The following is an 18,180-nucleotide window of genomic DNA, read 5'->3' on the forward strand; positions in this document are numbered from 1 at the left end:
TGGCAATTTACGACTCAAGATGCCCGCATCAAACTCAAGCGTCTCTATCCATCAATTCTTTCTTGACAGACTACTAGCTGAATGATGGCTGAAACTTGTTCAGCCTACACAGCCCCTTCTTTGCTAATCTCAAACTCAGGTTGCAGTAGGCTCAGGTGAGGCACTTTTCAAAGCGGTTGCGGGTAGGGGTGCTGCTGCGCCTGCTGCGAGATGGCTACCATTTTCTGCCGATGACACGTTTTTCATTTGTTTCATCAAGCTTGCCATTTCCAAGGCGCTCATGGCATAGTTCCAGCCTAAATTGCTTTTGATGCCTGCCCGTTCTAGCGCTTGCTGGAGAGTATCGGTGGTCAAAATCCCAAATACGACTGGAACACCCGTTTGGAACCCTACGGCTGCGATTCCTTTGGAGACTTCTGCGGCTACATAGTCAAAATGGGGCGTTTGTCCTCGAATAATCGCTCCCAGGCAAATGATGGCATCGTAGCGATCGCTGAGGGCTAGTTGGCGTGCCACGATAGGGACTTCAAAGCTGCCGGGAACCCAGGCATAATCCACTTGTGTACCCTGGGGATCAACGTTTACACCGTGCCGTTTGAGGCAATCTTGGCAACCTTCTAGCAGTTTGGTTGTGACTAGATCGTTAAAGCGACCAATGACGATCGCAAACCGAAAAGAATCTGTTTGGGTAAATGTTCCTTCAAAAACTGCCATTGTTGCTCCGGCATAAAAAATCCCGTAATCCTCATTATTATAAGGCTCACGGGATTTGGATATTTATTAAAGGTAGGCTGATTGAATGGGCGATCGTGCAAGCAGGGCGATCGCGGTTTACTTAAATCACCAGGTAATTCAGAATGCCAACCACAATCACCAGCAGTGCCCAAACACCAGAACCCAAAAAGATCACCCGTCTGGATTGATCCCAGTTTTGCGGGGTTGCTAGGGCAACTGGTGTTCCAATAATCATCACAAAAGACAGAAAAACTAAGGCTGCTAGCGCAATCTGAAAAAGGATGGTCATAGTCGCGTCTCCCGATACGGCAATAAACTAAGGCAAGTAGGTTACTCACTAACCTATCAAAAAAGTGACCCAAAATATCAGGTGTCGGGTGTTGGGTATATGGATTCAGAAGATAGCAGTTTTGAGTTTTGAGTTTTGAGTTTTGAGTTTTGAGTTTTGAGTTGACTCCGTCTGTTCTCAATCTATTTTTTATGCTTCAGCTTGCATGAATTCTAATTTTGATCCCCTTGTCCACCTTTCCACTGATCTCGGCTCAAAGCCTGTTTGCACAATTGAGTTTGACACCACGATCGCCGAGGCTCAACAACTTCTGCGGCATTCTGAACAGGCTGATCTGGTGATTCTGGATGCGGTGGGCGATCGCATCGGATCAATCTCTCGTCGCGATCTAGATATTGCTGTTCACTATGGCTTTAGTCAGGCAACCGTTGCTGGACACATGACCATTTCGTATCAAGAAGATCAACAGCCTGTTGATGCGCCATCTGTTCTCGCTTTGCTGCGATCGCGGTTGGCTACCGATCTGTGGCATCTGTTGACAGTTGCGGCAAACCAGGCAAAGGAGCAGGGATGGCAGTTGTTTTTGGTGGGTGGGGCAGTGCGCGATTTGCTGCTCAAGTCCCAAAATAATTTGGATATGTTGTTAATTGAAGATATTGATCTGGTGGTGGATGGCGGTGATCAATCTGCTGATGCGGGGGCGGGGGTGGAATTGGCGCGATCGCTTCAGGCTCACTATCCGCAAGCCCGACTAGAGATTCACCCAAAGTTTCAAACGGCAGCGTTGCTCTGGCAAAATGATCCGATTTTTAATTCTTTAGGTTTGGATATTGCGACTGCTCGGACGGAAGTTTATGGTTATCCGGCTGCTAACCCGATCATCAAAGCGGGTTCCATTCAACAAGATTTGTATCGGCGGGATTTTACGATTAACGCGCTAGCAATTTGCTTAACTCAGTCCAAAGGCAAGGAGCTACTAGATTTTTTTGGTGGCAGGCTAGATTTGCAAACTCAGCAAATTCGGGTGCTTCATGCCAACAGCTTTATCGAAGACCCCACTCGCATTTACCGCGCTGTCCGGTTTGCTGTGCGGCTCGGTTTTGTGATCGAACCGCAAACTGAGCAGTTCATTCGCTACGCGATCGCCAGTGGCATCTTTCAAACGATTCGCGATCCTGCCAGCCCCAATTTTCGCAGTGCTACTCCTGCTTTGCAAACTCGCCTCAAAGCCGAACTGAAATATATTCTGCAAACTCCCTATTGGTTAACTGCTTTACATCAACTAGCCGATCTAGGAGCGCTCACCTGTATTCATCCCAGCTTGACAGCCGATGCTAATTTGTGGCGACAGTTGCGGCGAGGGGAAACCGCTATGAGAATGTCGAAGGCAGAATGTCGAATGTCGAATACTAACTCTTTACCTAACTGGCTTTTTCGGTTAGAAATTTTGTTGGCTCACTTGCCGCCTGAGCATCGCGCCAAAGTTGCGGCAGAGCTACAGCTTCCTGTGAAAACCCGCGATCGCCTGCAAAATCTCGCAGCGGCTGAAGTCAACATCTCCAATGCATTAGCTAACTGTTCATTGCCAAGTCAAATGGTGCAAGTGCTAAAAGACTATGATTTACCAATGCTGATATTAGTGGCAATCCGCAGCGTAGGCGCAGACTTCCAAAGGACTCGCGCCTTACGGAAAATGATCTGGCGCTACCTAACTCACTGGTCATTGGTCAAACCACCTTTAAATGGCAAAGCCTTAAAAGCACTGGGATATCATCCCGGCAACCAGTTTAAGCCAATTTTGGAAGCGCTCACCAATGCCACAGTAGACGGCAAAATTCGCGATCGCGCCGACGCGGAGGTGTTTTTGCAACAAAACTTTCCCTATTCCTCCAGCCAATTGAATAGTTGACCCACTGTGAGACTAAAGGATTCGGCAAAAGCTGGAACGGGAAGACGTTGGCTGGCTGCTTCAAGGATGGCAACAGGGCGATCAGCAAAATAAACAAATACCAATTCTTCTTCTGGATCAATCAACCAGCCCATCTGAGAGCCGTAAGATAAACAGTGGAGAATATTGCGAACGACTTTGGTTTGGCTTTGGTCGGGGGAAAGAATTTCAATTGTCCAATTGGGTGGAATCAAAAAGGAATTGGACACTTTGCCGTTTTCATCGCGGGGAATGCGCTCCCAGGTAAACACCGTGATATCTGGAACGACGGATCTACCGCCGAATGTGCAGCGTAATTCAGTGTAGGCACGGGCGATACGCTGGGATTTGATCGCCAAGTTAATACTTGAACCTAGATCAAGCTGTACTGTACTGTGTTTGCCTTGAGGCATGGGCTTCTGGATGATGTGACCGTCGATGAACTCACTAGCAGGTTTGGTTTCTGGCAGCTTCAGGAACTCATCTAAGGTGATCGGTTTAGTGGAAGTTTGAACCATTGCCGTAGGGATGGAAGATGGGTTCATTGTACTACTCTGGCTCGGCTGGCAACGGATGAATAGGGTAGAACACAAAGATCCTTGAGATATAAGAAATAACGGATGGTTGTTCTACTTTTCCTCGTACTGCTATGGGACAGGAAAGCGTAAAGAAATTGACGCGATCGCGCCGACGCAGAACTATTTTTGCAACAACACTTTCCCATGAGTTCAAAGAGCGGCTCCTAACATTCACCACTCGCCACTCGCCATTCCTTTCACGCGATTGGCAGCGAAAACCGAAAGATGCTGCCTTTACCAAGTTCACTACTTGCTTCAATCGTGCCGTTTTGCAGTTCAACCAGCCGCTTTGAAATGGCAAGCCCAATACCACTGCCACCAGAGGCGCGATCGCGCGATCGATCAGCGCGCCAAAATCGCTCAAATACATGGGGCAAATCATCCGCTGCGATACCCAACCCAGTATCTTCCACTGCCACCCAAACTTTTTTGGTATCAGTCCAAACACGCACCGTAATAAAACCTACCGTCGTGTATCGCAGTGAGTTTCCCAGTAGGTTTACCAGAATTTGTTCTACTCGTTCTGGGTCGGCTTTGACGAAGAGAAGCGGATCGGGACAATCCAGCGTTAGTGTGGGTCCCTCGTCGAGCAGTTGATCTGAAAATTTTTCCACCATTGCTGTCAATAACGGGCGCAGGTTTAACTTTTCGGTTTGAATTGGTAAATATCCGGCTTCTGCCTGCGATAATTCTTGCAGCGCATTTACCAATCGGCGCAATCGTGCGGTTTCCTTAGCAAGACGCTGATACATATCCACCGTCGGATCGATCGTGCCATCTGCTAGACCTTCCAAGTAGCCTTCTAACACGGTCAGTGGCGTGCGGAGTTCGTGAGTCAAGTCGCCTACCAAGTCTCGACGGCGCTGCTCAACGCCTTCCAGGTTTGCCGCCATTTGATTAAAGCTCAATGCTAAACGGCTCAACTCAGGAATCTCGCTGTCGGGCAGGCGTTCTTCCAACTTGCCAGCGGCGATTTTTTGGGTCACCTGCTCCATTTGAATCAGCGGTTGCGTGATCCGTTTGGCAACTAGATAGCTCAAGCCCCCGGCTGTGGATGCTCCCACAAGTACCGACCAAAACGCCCCTTTGCTCCAGGCAGCTTCAAAGCCATTGACTAACTTTTGCCGCATTCGTACCAGATTGACTCCGCCAATTTGCATATTCTCTAGCTGCAGCACAAAAAAGCGGGGCGAGTAGAGCTTGCCCACTGCGACCAAGGTGCTTAAACCCACAATCATCACAACAAGGTGGGACAGGAATAGACGCGATCGCAAGCCTAGTTTAGCCATTGGTTTAGGACGCACCGTCTTCAAATTTATAACCCACCCCAATCACCGTTTTAACAAAGGTTGGACTTGCTGGATCGGGTTCAATCTTTTTTCGCAACCGGGCAATGTGCGTATCCACGACGCGCTCATCGCCAAAAAAGTCACTGCCCCACAGCTTGTCAATCAGTTGCGTTCGGTTCCACACTCGCCCCGGATAACTCATGAAGGTAGACAGCAAATCAAATTCCAATGTAGTTAAATCCAGTGGTTCCCAATGACCTTCTAAGCTGCGCTGCGCCGATCTCTGATCCACATCCACCACAAAATGTGACGTTCGATAGGATTCAGTTTGACCCCCTTGACGCAAAGTTCGTCTGAGCAATGCCCGCACTCTTGCCACCAATTCTTTAGGGCTAAACGGCTTCACCATATAATCATCAGCCCCGGTGGATAAGCCAATAATGCGATCGAGTTCTTCTCCCCGCGCCGTCAACATCAAGATGTAAGGATCTTTCACACCGGGTTTCTGGCGAATTCTGGCGCACACTTCTAGCCCATCCAAGCCAGGAATCATCAAGTCTAAAATAATTAAGTCTGGTTTTTGCTCTTGAAACACGTGCAGCGCGTTGATTCCATCTCGACAAACGCGACAGCTAAACCCCTCTTTTTCTAAATAAAGCTGGATCAATTGGGCAATTTCAGGCTCGTCTTCAACAATGAGAATTTCCATAGAGAGTAAGGAGTGAAAGAGTGCAGGGTACGGAGTATGAAGTTTTGAGTTTTGAGTTTTGAGTTTTAAGTGAGAGATGAAAATAGTGGGTTGCAAGTTTCAGGAAGTGTTTGGGTTCAGAATCTTCCGTCCCCTGCTCCCTGACACCTGTTCTACCCATTTTGCCTTGATAGAGATAACGATTCTGTGACAGGTCTGTTAATTAACGATGACTGCGGCGGATTAGCGTTTAGGATAGAGACCACTGATTTAGTTTAGAGTGCTTCATGGACGCTGGGTTGCAGCAAGATAGGTTGAAGCGAATGGCTCAAATGCTGCAAGAGCAGTTACAGCCGCGATCGCCTGCGATTCCCTTACAGGTGCAATGTGCGCTGAAGGATAGTTTGCTGGTGCTGGTGCAGCATCCTCCAGGCAATGCGCCCAATCCGCAGCAGGTATTTGAAACGCTGGAACAATCTATTTTAGAGTTGCCGACTGAGTTGACTGCGCCCATTGTTGAGGCAAAAGGTGCCAAGGTCAAGTTATTTTTGAGGGTGCTAGGGCAACAAAAGCCCTATGCCTACCATACGATTGAGCTTGTGCCAGCGTTACTTCAGTTTGACCCAGAAGCGCTATTTAAACCGTCAGAATTTCAACCATCAGAGCTTATACCAACTCCTGTAGAGGTGGATGAAACTCAACCCGTTGCGGGTGAGCCGGAATTGGTTGAAGAGAGTCTTGATGAATCGGGCAAGTTAGCCGTCTATGAGGGAGCTTTTGGCTTAGAGGATAGCAGTCTTCTTGCTGAAGATGATGCGAATGAAAAGGCACCCATAAAAAGCGATCGCCAATTCACAGTCCCGCCTTGGTTTTGGTTGAGTGTTGGAGGAATTGGAACGGCGGTGTTGGTTGGAGGGAGCCTATTTGCGCTGACTCGCCCTTGTGTGATTGGAGGCTGTCCTTCGTTGCAACAGGCACAAACATTGGTTCAGCGATCGGCACAAACGACGCGATCTGGTGGGTCATCGCAACAATCCACAGCAGATTTGCTAGAGGCGCAGCGATTGGCGGGTGCAATTCCACCCTGGTCTAGCTACTACGGGGACGCGCAAGCCTTTAAGCAGCGGTTGAATCAGGCATTGGCGGCAGAAACCAAGGCGGCAACAGCAACGCAAAAGGCGGAATCTGTGGCGCAACCGATCGCCGAGTGGCAAACCACCCAAACGCTCTGGAAAGAGGCGATCGCCCAGATGCAAAGCGTCCCTAAAGACAGCCCCTTGTTTGGATTTGCTCAGGAGCGGCTAATGACCTATCGGGCAAATCTGTTGTTTGCGGATCAGCGGATTAAAGCAGAACAAACTGCTCAGCAGCGATTGAACACTGCGAAAAAAACCGCAGGACTGGCGGAAGTTCGACAAAACACGGCTCAGCAGCTTGTGGAGTGGCAGTTGGCGCAATCGACTTGGCAAGTGGCGATCAACAACTTAACGCAGATTTCCAATGGCACCACCAGCCATGCTGAGGCACAGCGGTTAATGGAAAGCTATACCCAAAAGCTTCAAGCAGTGGGCGATCGCGCGACCAAAGAGCAGCAAGCCGCCAAGGTTTATGCCCAAGCTCAAACCGCCGCGCAACGGGCTAACGCTCTACAGCAGCAAAATCAATGGTCGCAAGCCGTCTCCGCATGGCAATCAGCCCTAGCCGCCGCTAAACAGGTTCCGAATGACAGCGTGTTGACGGACGAAGCGCAAACCTTGATGACAAGCTACACCGGATCTTTGAAACAGGCTGAAAGTGTGGCACGGGTGCGATCGGATTTGGAAAGAATTTGTACGGCAGAGGGCAAAATTTGTGATTACACGATTACCAATTCCGTGATTGAAGTCCGCTTTAGCCCTAGCTATGAACGTCGGGTTCGCACTCTAGGCGGACTCAGCAGTTTTTCAGGTGATGCAGAAACGCTATACAAAATCGATAAGCATCTGGCATCGTTGCGAACCGCTTTACAAACCGTATGTACAAATTCTGGGGTGCCGATGGCAGTTTATAACTCGGATAATCAGCAGATTGGCTCTTTGATTCCGGGAGGATGAAGGGTGTAGAAAGTTTTGAGTTTTGAGTTCTAAGTTTTGAGTTTTTAATTTCGGTGTTGCTGAATGCAAGTATGATTTTTGACTGTAGGGTTAGGTCTTGTGCCTACCCTGCCGGAGATCGAGGGCAACCACAAGGGATTGCCCCTACAAATTTCATAGATTCAGCAATGCCTCAATTTCTACTTTATCCCTGAAATCCGTTTTCAAATTCAATAGCCTGATAAATCGCCAGAGGTTTTCTATTCACCAGCGTTATGCGGCATAGCTAACTATTCAAGTTATTCAGTTTTTGGAGTGAACCGTTGAAAGAATTCACTGAAGTCTGCGGGTTGTTTCTCTTCCTGTAAGGTTTCTTCAGAAATGGTGAACCAGGGCTGAGCGCTGCGAGTCCACACATGCCCCACGGGATGCAACCAGCGTGTGTCATCTAAGGTTCCAGGCTTCAAGTTTGTAATGTCAGGATTGCGCTCTGGCTGATGAAACAATCGGGTGCCACAGTTGCCACAAAAGAAGCAAATCACCTCGCGATCGCTGTCTCCGTTTCGTCGCCATTCTTGAGGCTGTCCTTGAGTAATACTCAGCGCCTTACGAGGTACGGTCATAGACATGCCAAACGCGCTGGATGATTGCTTCTGACATTCGGTACAGTGACAGACATATAGCGTGAGTGGTTCAGCCAAAAGCTGGTATCGAATCCTTCCACATTGACATCCTCCAAAGTAAGGCTGAGGCATTAATTAACTCCCTCGATAGGTGCTATATGCCCAAGGCGAAACGAGGAGCGGCACATGATAATGAGCATCAACATTGGCAATGCCAAATTGAATCGGGACGCGATTTAAAAAGGGTGGCGTAGTCGTTTCAACGGGTTGATTTTCAAAATAGTTTCCAACTGCAAAAATGAGTTCGTAGGCTCCTATTTTGAGTTCGCTATCGATTAACAAAGGTGCATCAGTTCGCCCATCGCTGTTAGTGGCGATCGCTTTCAATAGTATTCTTTCGTTCGATTCAACATCAATTTTCCAAAGCTCGATCGCCAGGTTTGCAGCAGGCTTTCCTTGGGCAGTATCCAAAACGTGAGTCGTGAGTTTTCCAGCCATGAGTGAAATAGTTTTGAATGATAAATTTTGAGTTTTGAGTTGCAAGAAAATTGTGAGAGTGAGTTGATAGTTTCGAGTTTTTTTGGATTAATGAATTAACTCAAAATTCAAAACTCAAAATTACTTCATCGGTCCTCGTAGGATAATTTTGGCGATCGCGTCGGTTACATCTGAAGGTTTTTCGTGTTGCAGTTGGTCATACCATTGCTGAGTGGCGATCGGGTCTTTCCCATGGATTTGTTCTGCCCGACTGCGTGCTTTGGTAACAATTGCGCTTGTGCGTTCCTTTCGTTCTGTTTCATAGCGCTTGAGGGCATCTACAACGCTGATATTAGTGGTCATCAAGTAGTGAGCCAGGACAAAGCCATCTTCCAACGCTTGACAGCCCCCCTGCCCTAAATCGGGACAAGTTGCATGGGCAGCATCCCCCAACAGCGCCACGCGATCGCGGACTAACCCATTCAGCGGTTCCACATCGTGAATCAACACCCGGTTCGTTTTTTTGGGGTCGAGCCGTTGAATCAGCGTTTGCACTGGGTCTGCCCAGCCCGCAAAAAATCGGCTCAAATCATCGCGAATATCGCCCCCTGTCGCGGCTGATTCTTTGGACATGGGCATATCAAAGAAAAAATAGAAGCGATCGCCCGCTACAGGCATCAGCGACGCACGCTTAAACTCACCCACATAAATTGCCCACATGTTTTTGGGTGCCAAATCGTCACTCATCGGCACCAATCCATTCCAGTTAACATAGCCACCATAGCGGGGATCAACGGCTTCACCCAACACATATTTTCGGGCGATCGATCGCACTCCATCAGCAGCAACCAACACATCACCTGTTGCGGTATGCCCATTTTCAAACAGGGCAGTCACGCTATGGTCATCCTGCTCCAGCCCAATAAAGGTATGTCCCAGTTTTATCTCACCTGGATAAACACTCATTAACATTGCCTGTAAATCTGCACGGGCAACCGGGTAAGGACGTTGTCCCACTTCTGCCACCAACGGCGCTAGATCAATGTTGCTAATCAATTCGCCCGTATGACGACAATATTGCATCACATCCATCTGTCCGCCTATCTGGGCGATTTCTTTGCCCAAGCCCAAGCGGTTCAATACTTTTACGCCATTTGACCACAGGGAAATTCCGGCTCCAACGGGGCGTAATTCGCTCACCCGATCATAGATTTCCACTTCATAGCCTGCTTGCTTTAGGGCGATCGCCGATCCTAAGCCGCCCATGCCTGCTCCAATCACGATCGCCTTCAGATTGTCCATGCCATCTCTCCAAGCATCATGCTGATTCCCATTACCTTATCAGGCTTCAATCCTACGTCACTGATTGACTTGATACCGAAACTTCGCCTTAAAAAAAAGCAGATCATAAACCCGAAGGTGATGATCTGCCATTTCGTTAATCACTGGAATCGCTGTCTAAATGTCCGCTGTGTCAATGACATTTTTTTGATGCCCATTTTACGACTTAGCGGATGATACGGTAAGTTGCGCCAGTGACCTGTCCGTTTCTACTATTGACGTTGCAGTTGTAGTTGAACCGATGTGACATGAAGGTTCGTTGGGAAAAATTCCCTTCTCCTCGAATGCTTTCGACTGCATTAGAAACAAAGTATCGCCGGGTGGTTTCTGGCAGGAAGTTGAGCGATTGAACTTCTGCATAACTGCGGCGAATTTTATTTGCCACAAAAGCCTGACAACTTCGGGCAGTGGGGTCATTAGGTGGAACGGGGCGACCACCACTGGGCGGCGCGATCGGTGGAGTGGGCTGGGGCGGTCTGGGTGACGTGATATTGACAGATAAAACAGTGTTTGTGCGGGTATTCACTCGACAGTCTGCCGTTTTCCCAGTAGTGCGATCGCGCATAAACAAAGTTGCGATTCCTGACTCAGCACTCACTGGAGTACTGCCGGTTACGTCAATATTTCTAGCTGCCACCACCATCTCTTCAGCCGTCCGTTGAATGCACGCATTAATTGAGGCAGTCGGAACAGAGGGAATGCTAGGAGGAACAGGCGCAATGGGTGGAATAGGCTGGGGCGGTCTGGGCTGAGGAGAAACTGTGACAGATAGGACAAATCCATCAATGGTATTCACTTGGCATTCTGCCGTTTTTCCAGTAACCCGATTCCGCAGAAACAAAGTTTGTGTGCCTTTTAGGGCATCAACAGGACCGCCGCCAGTCACTTCAATATCCCTCGTTGCCACGACCATTTCTTCAGCCACCCGCTGAGTGCAGGCATTGACGGCTACGGCAGGAATAGGTTGGGCTATAACGGGATGGGCGATCGCGATCGCTGCCACCGTCATCATGCTAGTCCCTAACAATGTCTTAATTTTCATAATTACCTTAAACTCCTCTCATCACTGTATGGATACATCTGTGTGAATACAGATTAGTTAGACCTCTTTCCAGTATCTTTTAAAAAAGTAAAAAAGAAATAGGAAGCTTACCAGTTCTTAAGCTACGACAAAGGAATGAAAATCAAACAATTTGCTCAATCACTGCCAATTCGCTGAACAATTTGTTTCTTCTGATAGAGCTTTTTGTCTTCAAAGATTTGTCATACTGTCACTATCAAGTTAAAAAGTAGGAGCATCAATCATGCGTTCAGCAATTGTTCCGCTTAGTACTATTGCAATTTTATTTGGCTTGGTAATCTCTGCTCAGGCTGTACCAACGGGTTCTGCAAGCTCTTTAAGTGGATTACAAGAACGCTCTGTTCGACAAAAGCCTGCTCCTTCCTCCAATACTTCCTTTCCAAACCAAAATGTCCTACAAAACTCAGATCCAGTGGGGTTGAGGTTAAACCCCACCCTCCAGCTAAGGGTTTCGCCAGAGCGCGATAAAAATTTGTCAGGCGTTTATCCAGAAGACAGCACTGCTACAGGAAACAGAATTCAGCTTCTCTATCAAATTGATCCAGTTGAACGAAAGTAATGGACTCGCAATTCCCAGGCAATCCCAAGTAATTAAAGAACCAATAATCTGCCCTAACCTGACTAGAATGGGTTAGGCAAGTTATTGGCAGGAGTTGAGTTTGTGGATCGTTACACCCCGGCACAGATTGAGGAAAAGTGGCAAAAGGCATGGGCTGAACAAGGGCTGCATCGCACTTCAAACGACCTAAGCAAGCCCAAGTTTTATGCCCTGTCGATGTTTCCCTATCCGTCGGGCAACCTGCATATGGGACATGTTCGGGTGTATACCATCGCTGATGTGATTGCGCGAGTGCGTCGGATGCAGGGGTTTCGGGTACTCAATCCCATGGGTTGGGATGCCTTTGGCTTGCCGGCGGAAAATGCCGCGATCGCCCGCAATATTCATCCGGCTGAGTGGACCTATCAAAACATTTCCCAGATGCGATCGCAGTTAGATCAGCTAGGGATTTCCTTCGATTGGGATCGGGAGCTTGCCACCTGTTCGCCCGACTATTACCGCTGGACGCAGTGGATTTTTCTAGAGTTTTTCAAAGCGGGGTTAGCCTATCAAAAAGAAGCCACTGTGAATTGGGACCCGATTGATCAGACCGTTTTGGCAAATGAGCAGGTGGATAGTGCCGGAAAATCCTGGCGATCGGGGGCAGTCGTCGAGCGCAAACTGCTACGCCAATGGTTTTTCAAAATCACTGATTATGCCGAGCAGCTATTGACCGATTTAGATCAACTGACCGGATGGCCCGAAAAAGTGCGGTTGATGCAGGCAAACTGGATTGGCAAATCCACAGGCGCACAGGTGACTTTCACCACCGAGGGCGGCGATCAGTTGGTCGTCTTCACTACGCGCCCTGATACTCTGTGGGGAGCAACATTTATGGTGCTGTCGCCAGAGCATCCCTTAGTTGAGAAACTGACGACACCGGAACAGGCAAGCGCGATCGCCACCTATCAAGCCGCCGCCGCCAAAAAAAGTGACATGGATCGCATGGCAGAAGGACAGGAAAAAACGGGCGTGTGGACAGGCAGCTACGCGATCAATCCCGTGAATGGCGAACAAGTGCCCATCTGGATCGCCGATTACGTGCTGGTGGATTATGGCACCGGGGCAATTATGGCAGTTCCCGCCCATGATCCCCGTGACTTTGAGTTTGCCAAAAAGTTCAATCTGCCGATTAAAGTAGTCGTGCAGCCAGAGGGCGAAACCTTGGAGGGCGCGACGATGACGGCTGCTTATACGGGCGGGGGCGTAATGGTTAACTCTGAGGCATTAAACGGCATCCCCGCAGGTAAAGCAGCAGGGCAAAGCGTGGAAGCTGCTGTGCAGTGGCTAGAGGCAAACGGCAAAGGCAAGGGAACCAATAACTATCGGCTGCGAGACTGGTTAATTTCTCGTCAGCGCTATTGGGGCGCGCCGATTCCAATTATTCATTGCCCAAACTGCGGCGCGGTGCCTGTCCCAGATGCTGACCTGCCCGTAAAATTGCCGGAAGACATCGCGTTTTCAGGAAAAGGTGCGTCTCCCTTGGCGCAGTTAGAATCTTGGGTGAATGTTCCCTGTCCGACCTGTGGCACGCCTGCCAAACGCGAAACCGATACGATGGATACTTTCATCGATTCGTCCTGGTACTTTTTGCGCTATCCCGATGCGAAGAACGACCAGCAAGCATTTGATCCGGCGATCGCCAATGATTGGCTACCCGTCGATCAATATGTCGGCGGCATTGAACACGCAATTTTGCACCTGCTGTATTCCCGCTTTTTTACTAAAGTATTGCGCGATCGCGGCTTGCTCAACTTTGACGAACCCTTCAAGCGCCTGCTAACTCAAGGCATGGTGCAGGGCAAAACCTACAAAAATCCCCGCACAGGTAAATACGTCCTGTCGATTCACATTGCCGACCTGACCAATCCCGTTGATCCCGAAACAGGTGACGCGCTGGAAGTGGTCTACGAAAAAATGTCCAAGTCCAAATACAACGGTGTTGCGCCGGGTGATGTGGTGGACAAATACGGTGCAGACACCGCCCGCATGTTCATCTTATTCAAAGCCCCACCCGAAAAAGATTTGGAATGGGAAGACGCAGACGTAGAAGGACAATTTCGCTTCCTCAATCGCGTTTGGCGGCTGGTGATGGAGCAGGGAACAGGAAATAGGGAACAGAGAACAGGAGAAGAACCAACAGGTAACTCCGCACTCAAAACTCAAAACCCAAAACTCAAAACTCCTTCCCCTCTCTCCAAGCCTGAAAAGGAATTACGCCGTGCGATTCACTTTGCGATTCAGGCTATTACCGAGGATTTGGCAGAGGAGTATCAGTTCAACACGGCGATATCGGAAATGATGAAGTTGAGTAATGCTCTCACAGATGCGCCTTGCAAAGAGTCGCCTGTGTATGCGGAAGGCATTGAAACGCTGATCAAGTTGCTTGCCCCGTTCGCGCCTCATATTGCGGAGGAGCTTTGGCACCATTTGGGACATGTAGAGTCAGTTCATACTCAACCTTGGCTAGTAGTAGATGAGTCGGCGTTAATTGTGGATGAAATTACGCTGGTCATCCAGATTTTGGGTAAAACGAAGGGCACAATTCAGGCTCCCGCCCAAGCAACGAAGGAAGAGTTGGAACAGTATGCCCGTTCATCTGACTTGGCAAAGCGTCATCTTGATGGCAAAGAGATCAAAAAGGTGATTGTGGTGCCTGGGAAGCTGATCAACTTTGTTGTTGGATGATTATCGTTCACTCGTTTCGGTTTTGTCTGCGCCTATCGAGATCTTCGCCACAATGGGGGCAAATGCGCCGGAGATGTGCCCGTTTTTTCTCCACTTCTTCGGCAAAACCGGAGGCAATGATGCCCGTGGGTAATGCCACCAACCCTAAGCCCAGCACTGCAATGATGCCCCCCAAAAGCCTACCGATCGCCGTGATTGGTGCCACATCGCCATAGCCAACACTGGTAAGGGTGATGATGCCCCACCACATTGAGGCGGGAATATTGGGATAGCGATCGGGTTGGGCGGCGTGTTCGGCGTAATACATCAAGCTTGAGGAAATCATCAATAAAGTAAAGACAGTAAATAATGCTGAAAATAAGTCTTCACGCTTTGATGAAATCACTGTGCCTAGAGTTCGCATTGATTCGGAGTAGCGTCCAATTTTAAATAGGCGGGCTAGTCGCAATAAATGCAGTTCTCGCACAAATACTAAGTTGGGAAAAACCAAAAATAGGTAGTAAGGCAGAATTGAAATGAAATCAACAATGGATAGGGGTGAGAGGACAAACTTGCAGCGCCCTAAAATCGGATGGTGATAACGAGGATTGAGGGTGCAAGTCCACACTCTAAACCCATATTCAAGGGTGAAAATCATTACTGAAATCGTTTCAAAATCATTGAAATAGCTTTTATGAGGAATCGAAACACTATCAACGGTTTCAAAAGTAAATGCCAACACATTTAGAGAAATCAAGACAATCATGAATGCATCAAACAGCTTGCCTAGTCGGTCATGATGATGGGTAACTTCGATGACTTTATAAATCTGCTGCTTGAGTTTATGGGTTCTAATGCTGACCATAATTGACCCAGTTCGTTTTGAGTGTTGAGTTTTTATTTTGGTAAGTCCTTCGGACTGGCTGAACTAATGCGTAGCGTTGACCGAGCGTTGACCTAGAAGATGTTTTGAATCGATTAGGCTTTGTCGAGTTTTTTAATTGATTGCAATGCTAGATATTCCATTGGATTTTTGCCGTTAAACTGGTTGCCATCAAAGAAAGTTTCAATGCCGCGAGAGGTTGTTTTAGGAATGGTAATAAGTTGGGCTGGGCTGGTGTGGGAAAGGGAGATCGCGGCTTCTCGCCACAAATCCTCGCGGTTGACGTTATTGACCATCGCCTGCACGTCGGTGTCGCGGGGCAGGTAGCCCCAGCGCATATTTTCGGTCAGAAACCAAAGGTCATGATTTTTGAAGGGATAGGAGGCATTATCTTGCCAGAATTTCATGGCATAGGAACTGGTGGGAGAGACGCGATCGCTGCCATAGTCGATCATGCCTTTGGCGCGAGGGGCGATCGCGTCAGTTGCCACATTGAGATATTGGCTGGCGGCAATGATTTGACACATCTCATCTCTGTTTTCGGGGCGATCGCACCAGATCTGCGCTGACTGAATTGCCATCAACAGTGCTTTCGTTGCCTTGGGATGGCGATCGACCCAATCTGCCCGCATCGCAAAGGATTTTTCGGGATGATCGCGCCACAATTCGCCCGTGACGAGGGCAGAATATCCCAAATTCTCTCGAATCAATTGAGCGTTCCAAGGTTCACCCACGCAAAAAGCGTGAATGGTTCCGGCTTTCATATTGGCGACCATTTGCGGCGGCGGCACCACAAATATCGACACATCGGTATCTGGATTAATCCCCCCGGCTGCCAGCCAATAGCGCATCCATAAGTCATGGGTGCCACCAGGATAGGTGACGGCAATTTTAAGCCGCATCCCCGGACCTCCGGCTTTTGCTTGCTCAACAATCTCTTTCAAATTAGAGCTATCAATCCCAATACCTAGATCGCGGTAGATATTTGCCAAAGAGATCCCTTGCCCATTCACATTCAGCCGCGCCAAGATATACATCGCCACCGAGTTGCCATCGGGTGTTTTGCCAACTGATAGATGATAGGGCATGGGCGTGAGTAAATGGGCACCATCTAAACCGCCGTTGTCAGTCCCCAAGCTGAGATTTTGATGAACTGCGCCCCAAGATGGCTGCCGGACAAGCTGAACCTCTGTCATGCCATAGTGGGCAAAATAGCCTTTTGCTTGCGCCACAATCAAGGGCGCGGCATCGGTGAGGGCAATGAACCCCAGGGATGCCACGGTAGTTTCAGGCACATCAGAAGCAGCAGTGTGATGCACCACGAGCCGCGATCGCACAGCTTGACTATTTTGGTTCACCGCACAAGCATGGGTCAAGAGGGTTCCAGCCGTTGCGGAGATCGCCGTCAGAATCAGTTCTCGCCTCGAATAGTGCGTCATGGAAGCCTCCAGGATGGGAACGCAGATTGTGTAAATGAGCGACTATGTTTGTTCAGCTACACCAAAACTGCTTGCTGGGCGATCGTTGATTGTGGGCTGATAGTCGCCCTCTGCCACCATGCGAAAATCTCCTCCGGGGACACTTCGCGATCTCTGGGTGCTAATCAGCGACACTTGAGTGGTGAGCAAGAAACTGGTAAACCCGGCAATCACAATTACGGGCACCATGGAAGTATCGGCAATCACGCTAAGAATCACCGTGGTGCTAACGGGGGTTTTGGTAATTGCCACATTCACTGCCGCCATTAAACACACCATGGCGATCGTTGGATGGATCTGGGGAAAGCCCAGGGAAATCGCCAAACCCACTACCGAGCCAATATAGAACAGTGGAAAAATGAAGCCTCCCCGAAAGCCAGAATGAAGCGTGCAGCTAATTGCCAACATTTTTGCCAGACCAATCATTAGCAATAACGCAATCCCGTAGGTTGCACCATGTTCGATGATCGTGTCGATTTGCTTTTCGCCAAAAAACAATGTTTGGGGAAACACCAGCGCAATCAGCCCGATTGATAAACCACCCAACGTCGCCAACAAAATCGTTTGATGATGCAATGGCTCCGTCAAATAGCCGACTACGCGAAAGATCAACACAAACAGCAGCGCCACCGCCGCACCCACAGCACCCAAAATTGCTCCTTCCAGCAGATTCATCAGCGTCATGGTAGGAATCGACTCAAAGTGATACATGCCGCCAATGGAAAGCCCAGTTGTTATGCGAAATACGGTAAAGCTCATGATTGCCGATAGCACTGCCGGAATAATGGCTTCGTAATATTCCAAGCCGCGCCGATGGGGAATTTCTAGGGCAAACAGCGCTCCGCCTAGTGGTGCCCCAAAAAAGGCTCCCAGCGCGGCACTCATCCCGCAAAAGGTGAGAATGCGAACGGTGGGCAGCGACAAGTTCATTTTGGTGCCAATCCAGCCGCCAATACTGCCATTCACCTGGACTAGGGGCGCTTCAGGTCCCGCGCTGCCACCTGCGACGATCGAAAATAGCGATGCCACAATCATGGCGGGAGTCTGCTTTATATCGATGCGTCCAGGGTCATGCACTTTGTCAACTACAAAGGCAACCTCTCCAGGCAAGCCCATAAAGTAGAGCGACAACCCCACCAGCAAGCCGCCGATTGTGGCAACAATCCAGACATAGTTTTTTGCGAAGAACTCACTGGCAAACTGGGCTTGCAGCATCTCTGGCACCTGCTGCCAAACGAGATGCATTGAGCTTTCTAGTAAGTAATAGTAGGCAGTGGCAACCAATCCTCCAGCAATGCCGATCGCGGCTGCCCAGAAGATCACCTGAGCATAGGTAAGGTCAAGCACCACAGGAGCCATCGCTCCATTCGCAGATAAATCTGTAGATAAATCTTCAGTGGGCTGATCGATCATGGATGGATCTTGGGAAGTCAAAGACATAAAGCAGTCCTGAA

16 protein-coding genes are annotated in these 18,180 nt (G+C 49.0%); 4 read left to right on the forward strand and 12 right to left on the reverse strand.

Annotated features, from left to right (window positions below):
- Window positions 1-135 precede the first annotated feature (135 nt).
- Window positions 136-714, reverse strand: a complete 579-nt coding sequence (ribH, locus tag AB3R30_RS02680) for a 6,7-dimethyl-8-ribityllumazine synthase (protein WP_458647598.1) — start codon at window positions 712-714, stop codon at window positions 136-138.
- Window positions 715-835: 121 nt separating this feature from the next.
- The gene (psbZ, locus tag AB3R30_RS02685; RefSeq protein WP_458647599.1) at window positions 836-1,024 is read right to left on the reverse strand and encodes a photosystem II reaction center protein PsbZ; all 189 of its coding nucleotides are present in this window, start codon (window positions 1,022-1,024) and stop codon (window positions 836-838) included.
- Window positions 1,025-1,229: 205 nt separating this feature from the next.
- On the opposite strand from psbZ, the gene AB3R30_RS02690 reads away from it, so the two are divergent.
- Window positions 1,230-2,933 (forward strand): hypothetical protein, encoded by a 1,704-nt coding sequence (locus AB3R30_RS02690; RefSeq protein WP_458647600.1) that lies wholly within the window; start codon window positions 1,230-1,232, stop codon window positions 2,931-2,933.
- Here the strand turns inward: AB3R30_RS02690 and AB3R30_RS02695 are convergent.
- From AB3R30_RS02695 to AB3R30_RS02705, 3 genes are all read right to left on the reverse strand, one after another.
- Window positions 2,906-3,496: a Uma2 family endonuclease gene (locus tag AB3R30_RS02695; RefSeq protein WP_458647601.1), complete on the reverse strand. Its 591-nt coding sequence runs from the start codon at window positions 3,494-3,496 to the stop codon at window positions 2,906-2,908. The genes AB3R30_RS02690 and AB3R30_RS02695 overlap by 28 nt on opposite strands.
- A gap of 230 nt (window positions 3,497-3,726) precedes the next feature.
- Window positions 3,727-4,818 carry a sensor histidine kinase gene (locus AB3R30_RS02700; protein WP_458647602.1) on the reverse strand — a complete coding sequence of 364 codons (1,092 nt, stop codon included), beginning with the start codon at window positions 4,816-4,818 and terminating at the stop codon, window positions 3,727-3,729.
- 4 nt (window positions 4,819-4,822) lie between these two features.
- Complete coding sequence (locus tag AB3R30_RS02705; RefSeq protein ID WP_458647603.1) at window positions 4,823-5,527, reverse strand: response regulator; 705 nt, start codon at window positions 5,525-5,527, stop codon at window positions 4,823-4,825.
- A gap of 266 nt (window positions 5,528-5,793) precedes the next feature.
- On the opposite strand from AB3R30_RS02705, the gene AB3R30_RS02710 reads away from it, so the two are divergent.
- A complete protein-coding gene (locus AB3R30_RS02710) occupies window positions 5,794-7,599 on the forward strand; it encodes a hypothetical protein (RefSeq protein WP_458647604.1) in 1,806 nt (601 codons plus the stop codon).
- A 278-nt stretch (window positions 7,600-7,877) separates the two neighbouring features.
- Here the strand turns inward: AB3R30_RS02710 and AB3R30_RS02715 are convergent, their stop codons facing one another.
- The 4 genes from AB3R30_RS02715 to AB3R30_RS02730 all read right to left on the reverse strand — a co-directional run bounded on the left by AB3R30_RS02715 (window position 7,878) and on the right by AB3R30_RS02730 (window position 11,061).
- Window positions 7,878-8,333 carry a GFA family protein gene (locus AB3R30_RS02715; protein ID WP_458647605.1) on the reverse strand — a complete coding sequence of 152 codons (456 nt, stop codon included), beginning with the start codon at window positions 8,331-8,333 and terminating at the stop codon, window positions 7,878-7,880.
- Between the two features lie 3 nt (window positions 8,334-8,336).
- The gene (gene uraH / locus AB3R30_RS02720) at window positions 8,337-8,699 is read right to left on the reverse strand and encodes a hydroxyisourate hydrolase (protein ID WP_458647606.1); all 363 of its coding nucleotides are present in this window, start codon (window positions 8,697-8,699) and stop codon (window positions 8,337-8,339) included.
- A gap of 120 nt (window positions 8,700-8,819) precedes the next feature.
- Entirely contained in the window at window positions 8,820-9,980 is a 1,161-nt protein-coding gene (gene hpxO, locus AB3R30_RS02725) for an FAD-dependent urate hydroxylase HpxO (protein ID WP_458647607.1), read from the reverse strand.
- Between the two features lie 205 nt (window positions 9,981-10,185).
- Window positions 10,186-11,061 carry a hypothetical protein gene (locus AB3R30_RS02730; protein WP_458647608.1) on the reverse strand — a complete coding sequence of 292 codons (876 nt, stop codon included), beginning with the start codon at window positions 11,059-11,061 and terminating at the stop codon, window positions 10,186-10,188.
- A 262-nt stretch (window positions 11,062-11,323) separates the two neighbouring features.
- On the opposite strand from AB3R30_RS02730, the gene AB3R30_RS02735 reads away from it, so the two are divergent.
- Together AB3R30_RS02735 and leuS are read left to right on the forward strand one after the other, a co-directional pair.
- Complete coding sequence (locus tag AB3R30_RS02735) at window positions 11,324-11,659, forward strand: hypothetical protein (protein ID WP_458647609.1); 336 nt, start codon at window positions 11,324-11,326, stop codon at window positions 11,657-11,659.
- Between the two features lie 102 nt (window positions 11,660-11,761).
- Window positions 11,762-14,386, forward strand: coding sequence for a leucine--tRNA ligase (gene leuS / locus AB3R30_RS02740; protein WP_458647610.1), 2,625 nt, complete (start codon window positions 11,762-11,764; stop codon window positions 14,384-14,386).
- Between the two features lie 7 nt (window positions 14,387-14,393).
- Here the strand turns inward: leuS and AB3R30_RS02745 are convergent, their stop codons facing one another.
- The 3 genes from AB3R30_RS02745 to AB3R30_RS02755 all read right to left on the reverse strand — a co-directional run bounded on the left by AB3R30_RS02745 (window position 14,394) and on the right by AB3R30_RS02755 (window position 18,166).
- Window positions 14,394-15,230: an ion transporter gene (locus AB3R30_RS02745; RefSeq protein ID WP_458647611.1), complete on the reverse strand. Its 837-nt coding sequence runs from the start codon at window positions 15,228-15,230 to the stop codon at window positions 14,394-14,396.
- A 113-nt stretch (window positions 15,231-15,343) separates the two neighbouring features.
- Window positions 15,344-16,687, reverse strand: a complete 1,344-nt coding sequence (locus AB3R30_RS02750) for a CmpA/NrtA family ABC transporter substrate-binding protein (protein WP_458647612.1) — start codon at window positions 16,685-16,687, stop codon at window positions 15,344-15,346.
- Window positions 16,688-16,729: 42 nt separating this feature from the next.
- Window positions 16,730-18,166: a chloride channel protein gene (locus AB3R30_RS02755; protein ID WP_458647613.1), complete on the reverse strand. Its 1,437-nt coding sequence runs from the start codon at window positions 18,164-18,166 to the stop codon at window positions 16,730-16,732.
- Between the last annotated feature and the right edge of the window lie 14 nt (window positions 18,167-18,180).

Source organism: Sivoneniella epilithica UHCC 1019 (assembly GCF_040830845.1).
In the GTDB taxonomy this organism is placed as follows: Bacteria; Cyanobacteriota; Cyanobacteriia; order Leptolyngbyales; family Leptolyngbyaceae; genus ULC077BIN1.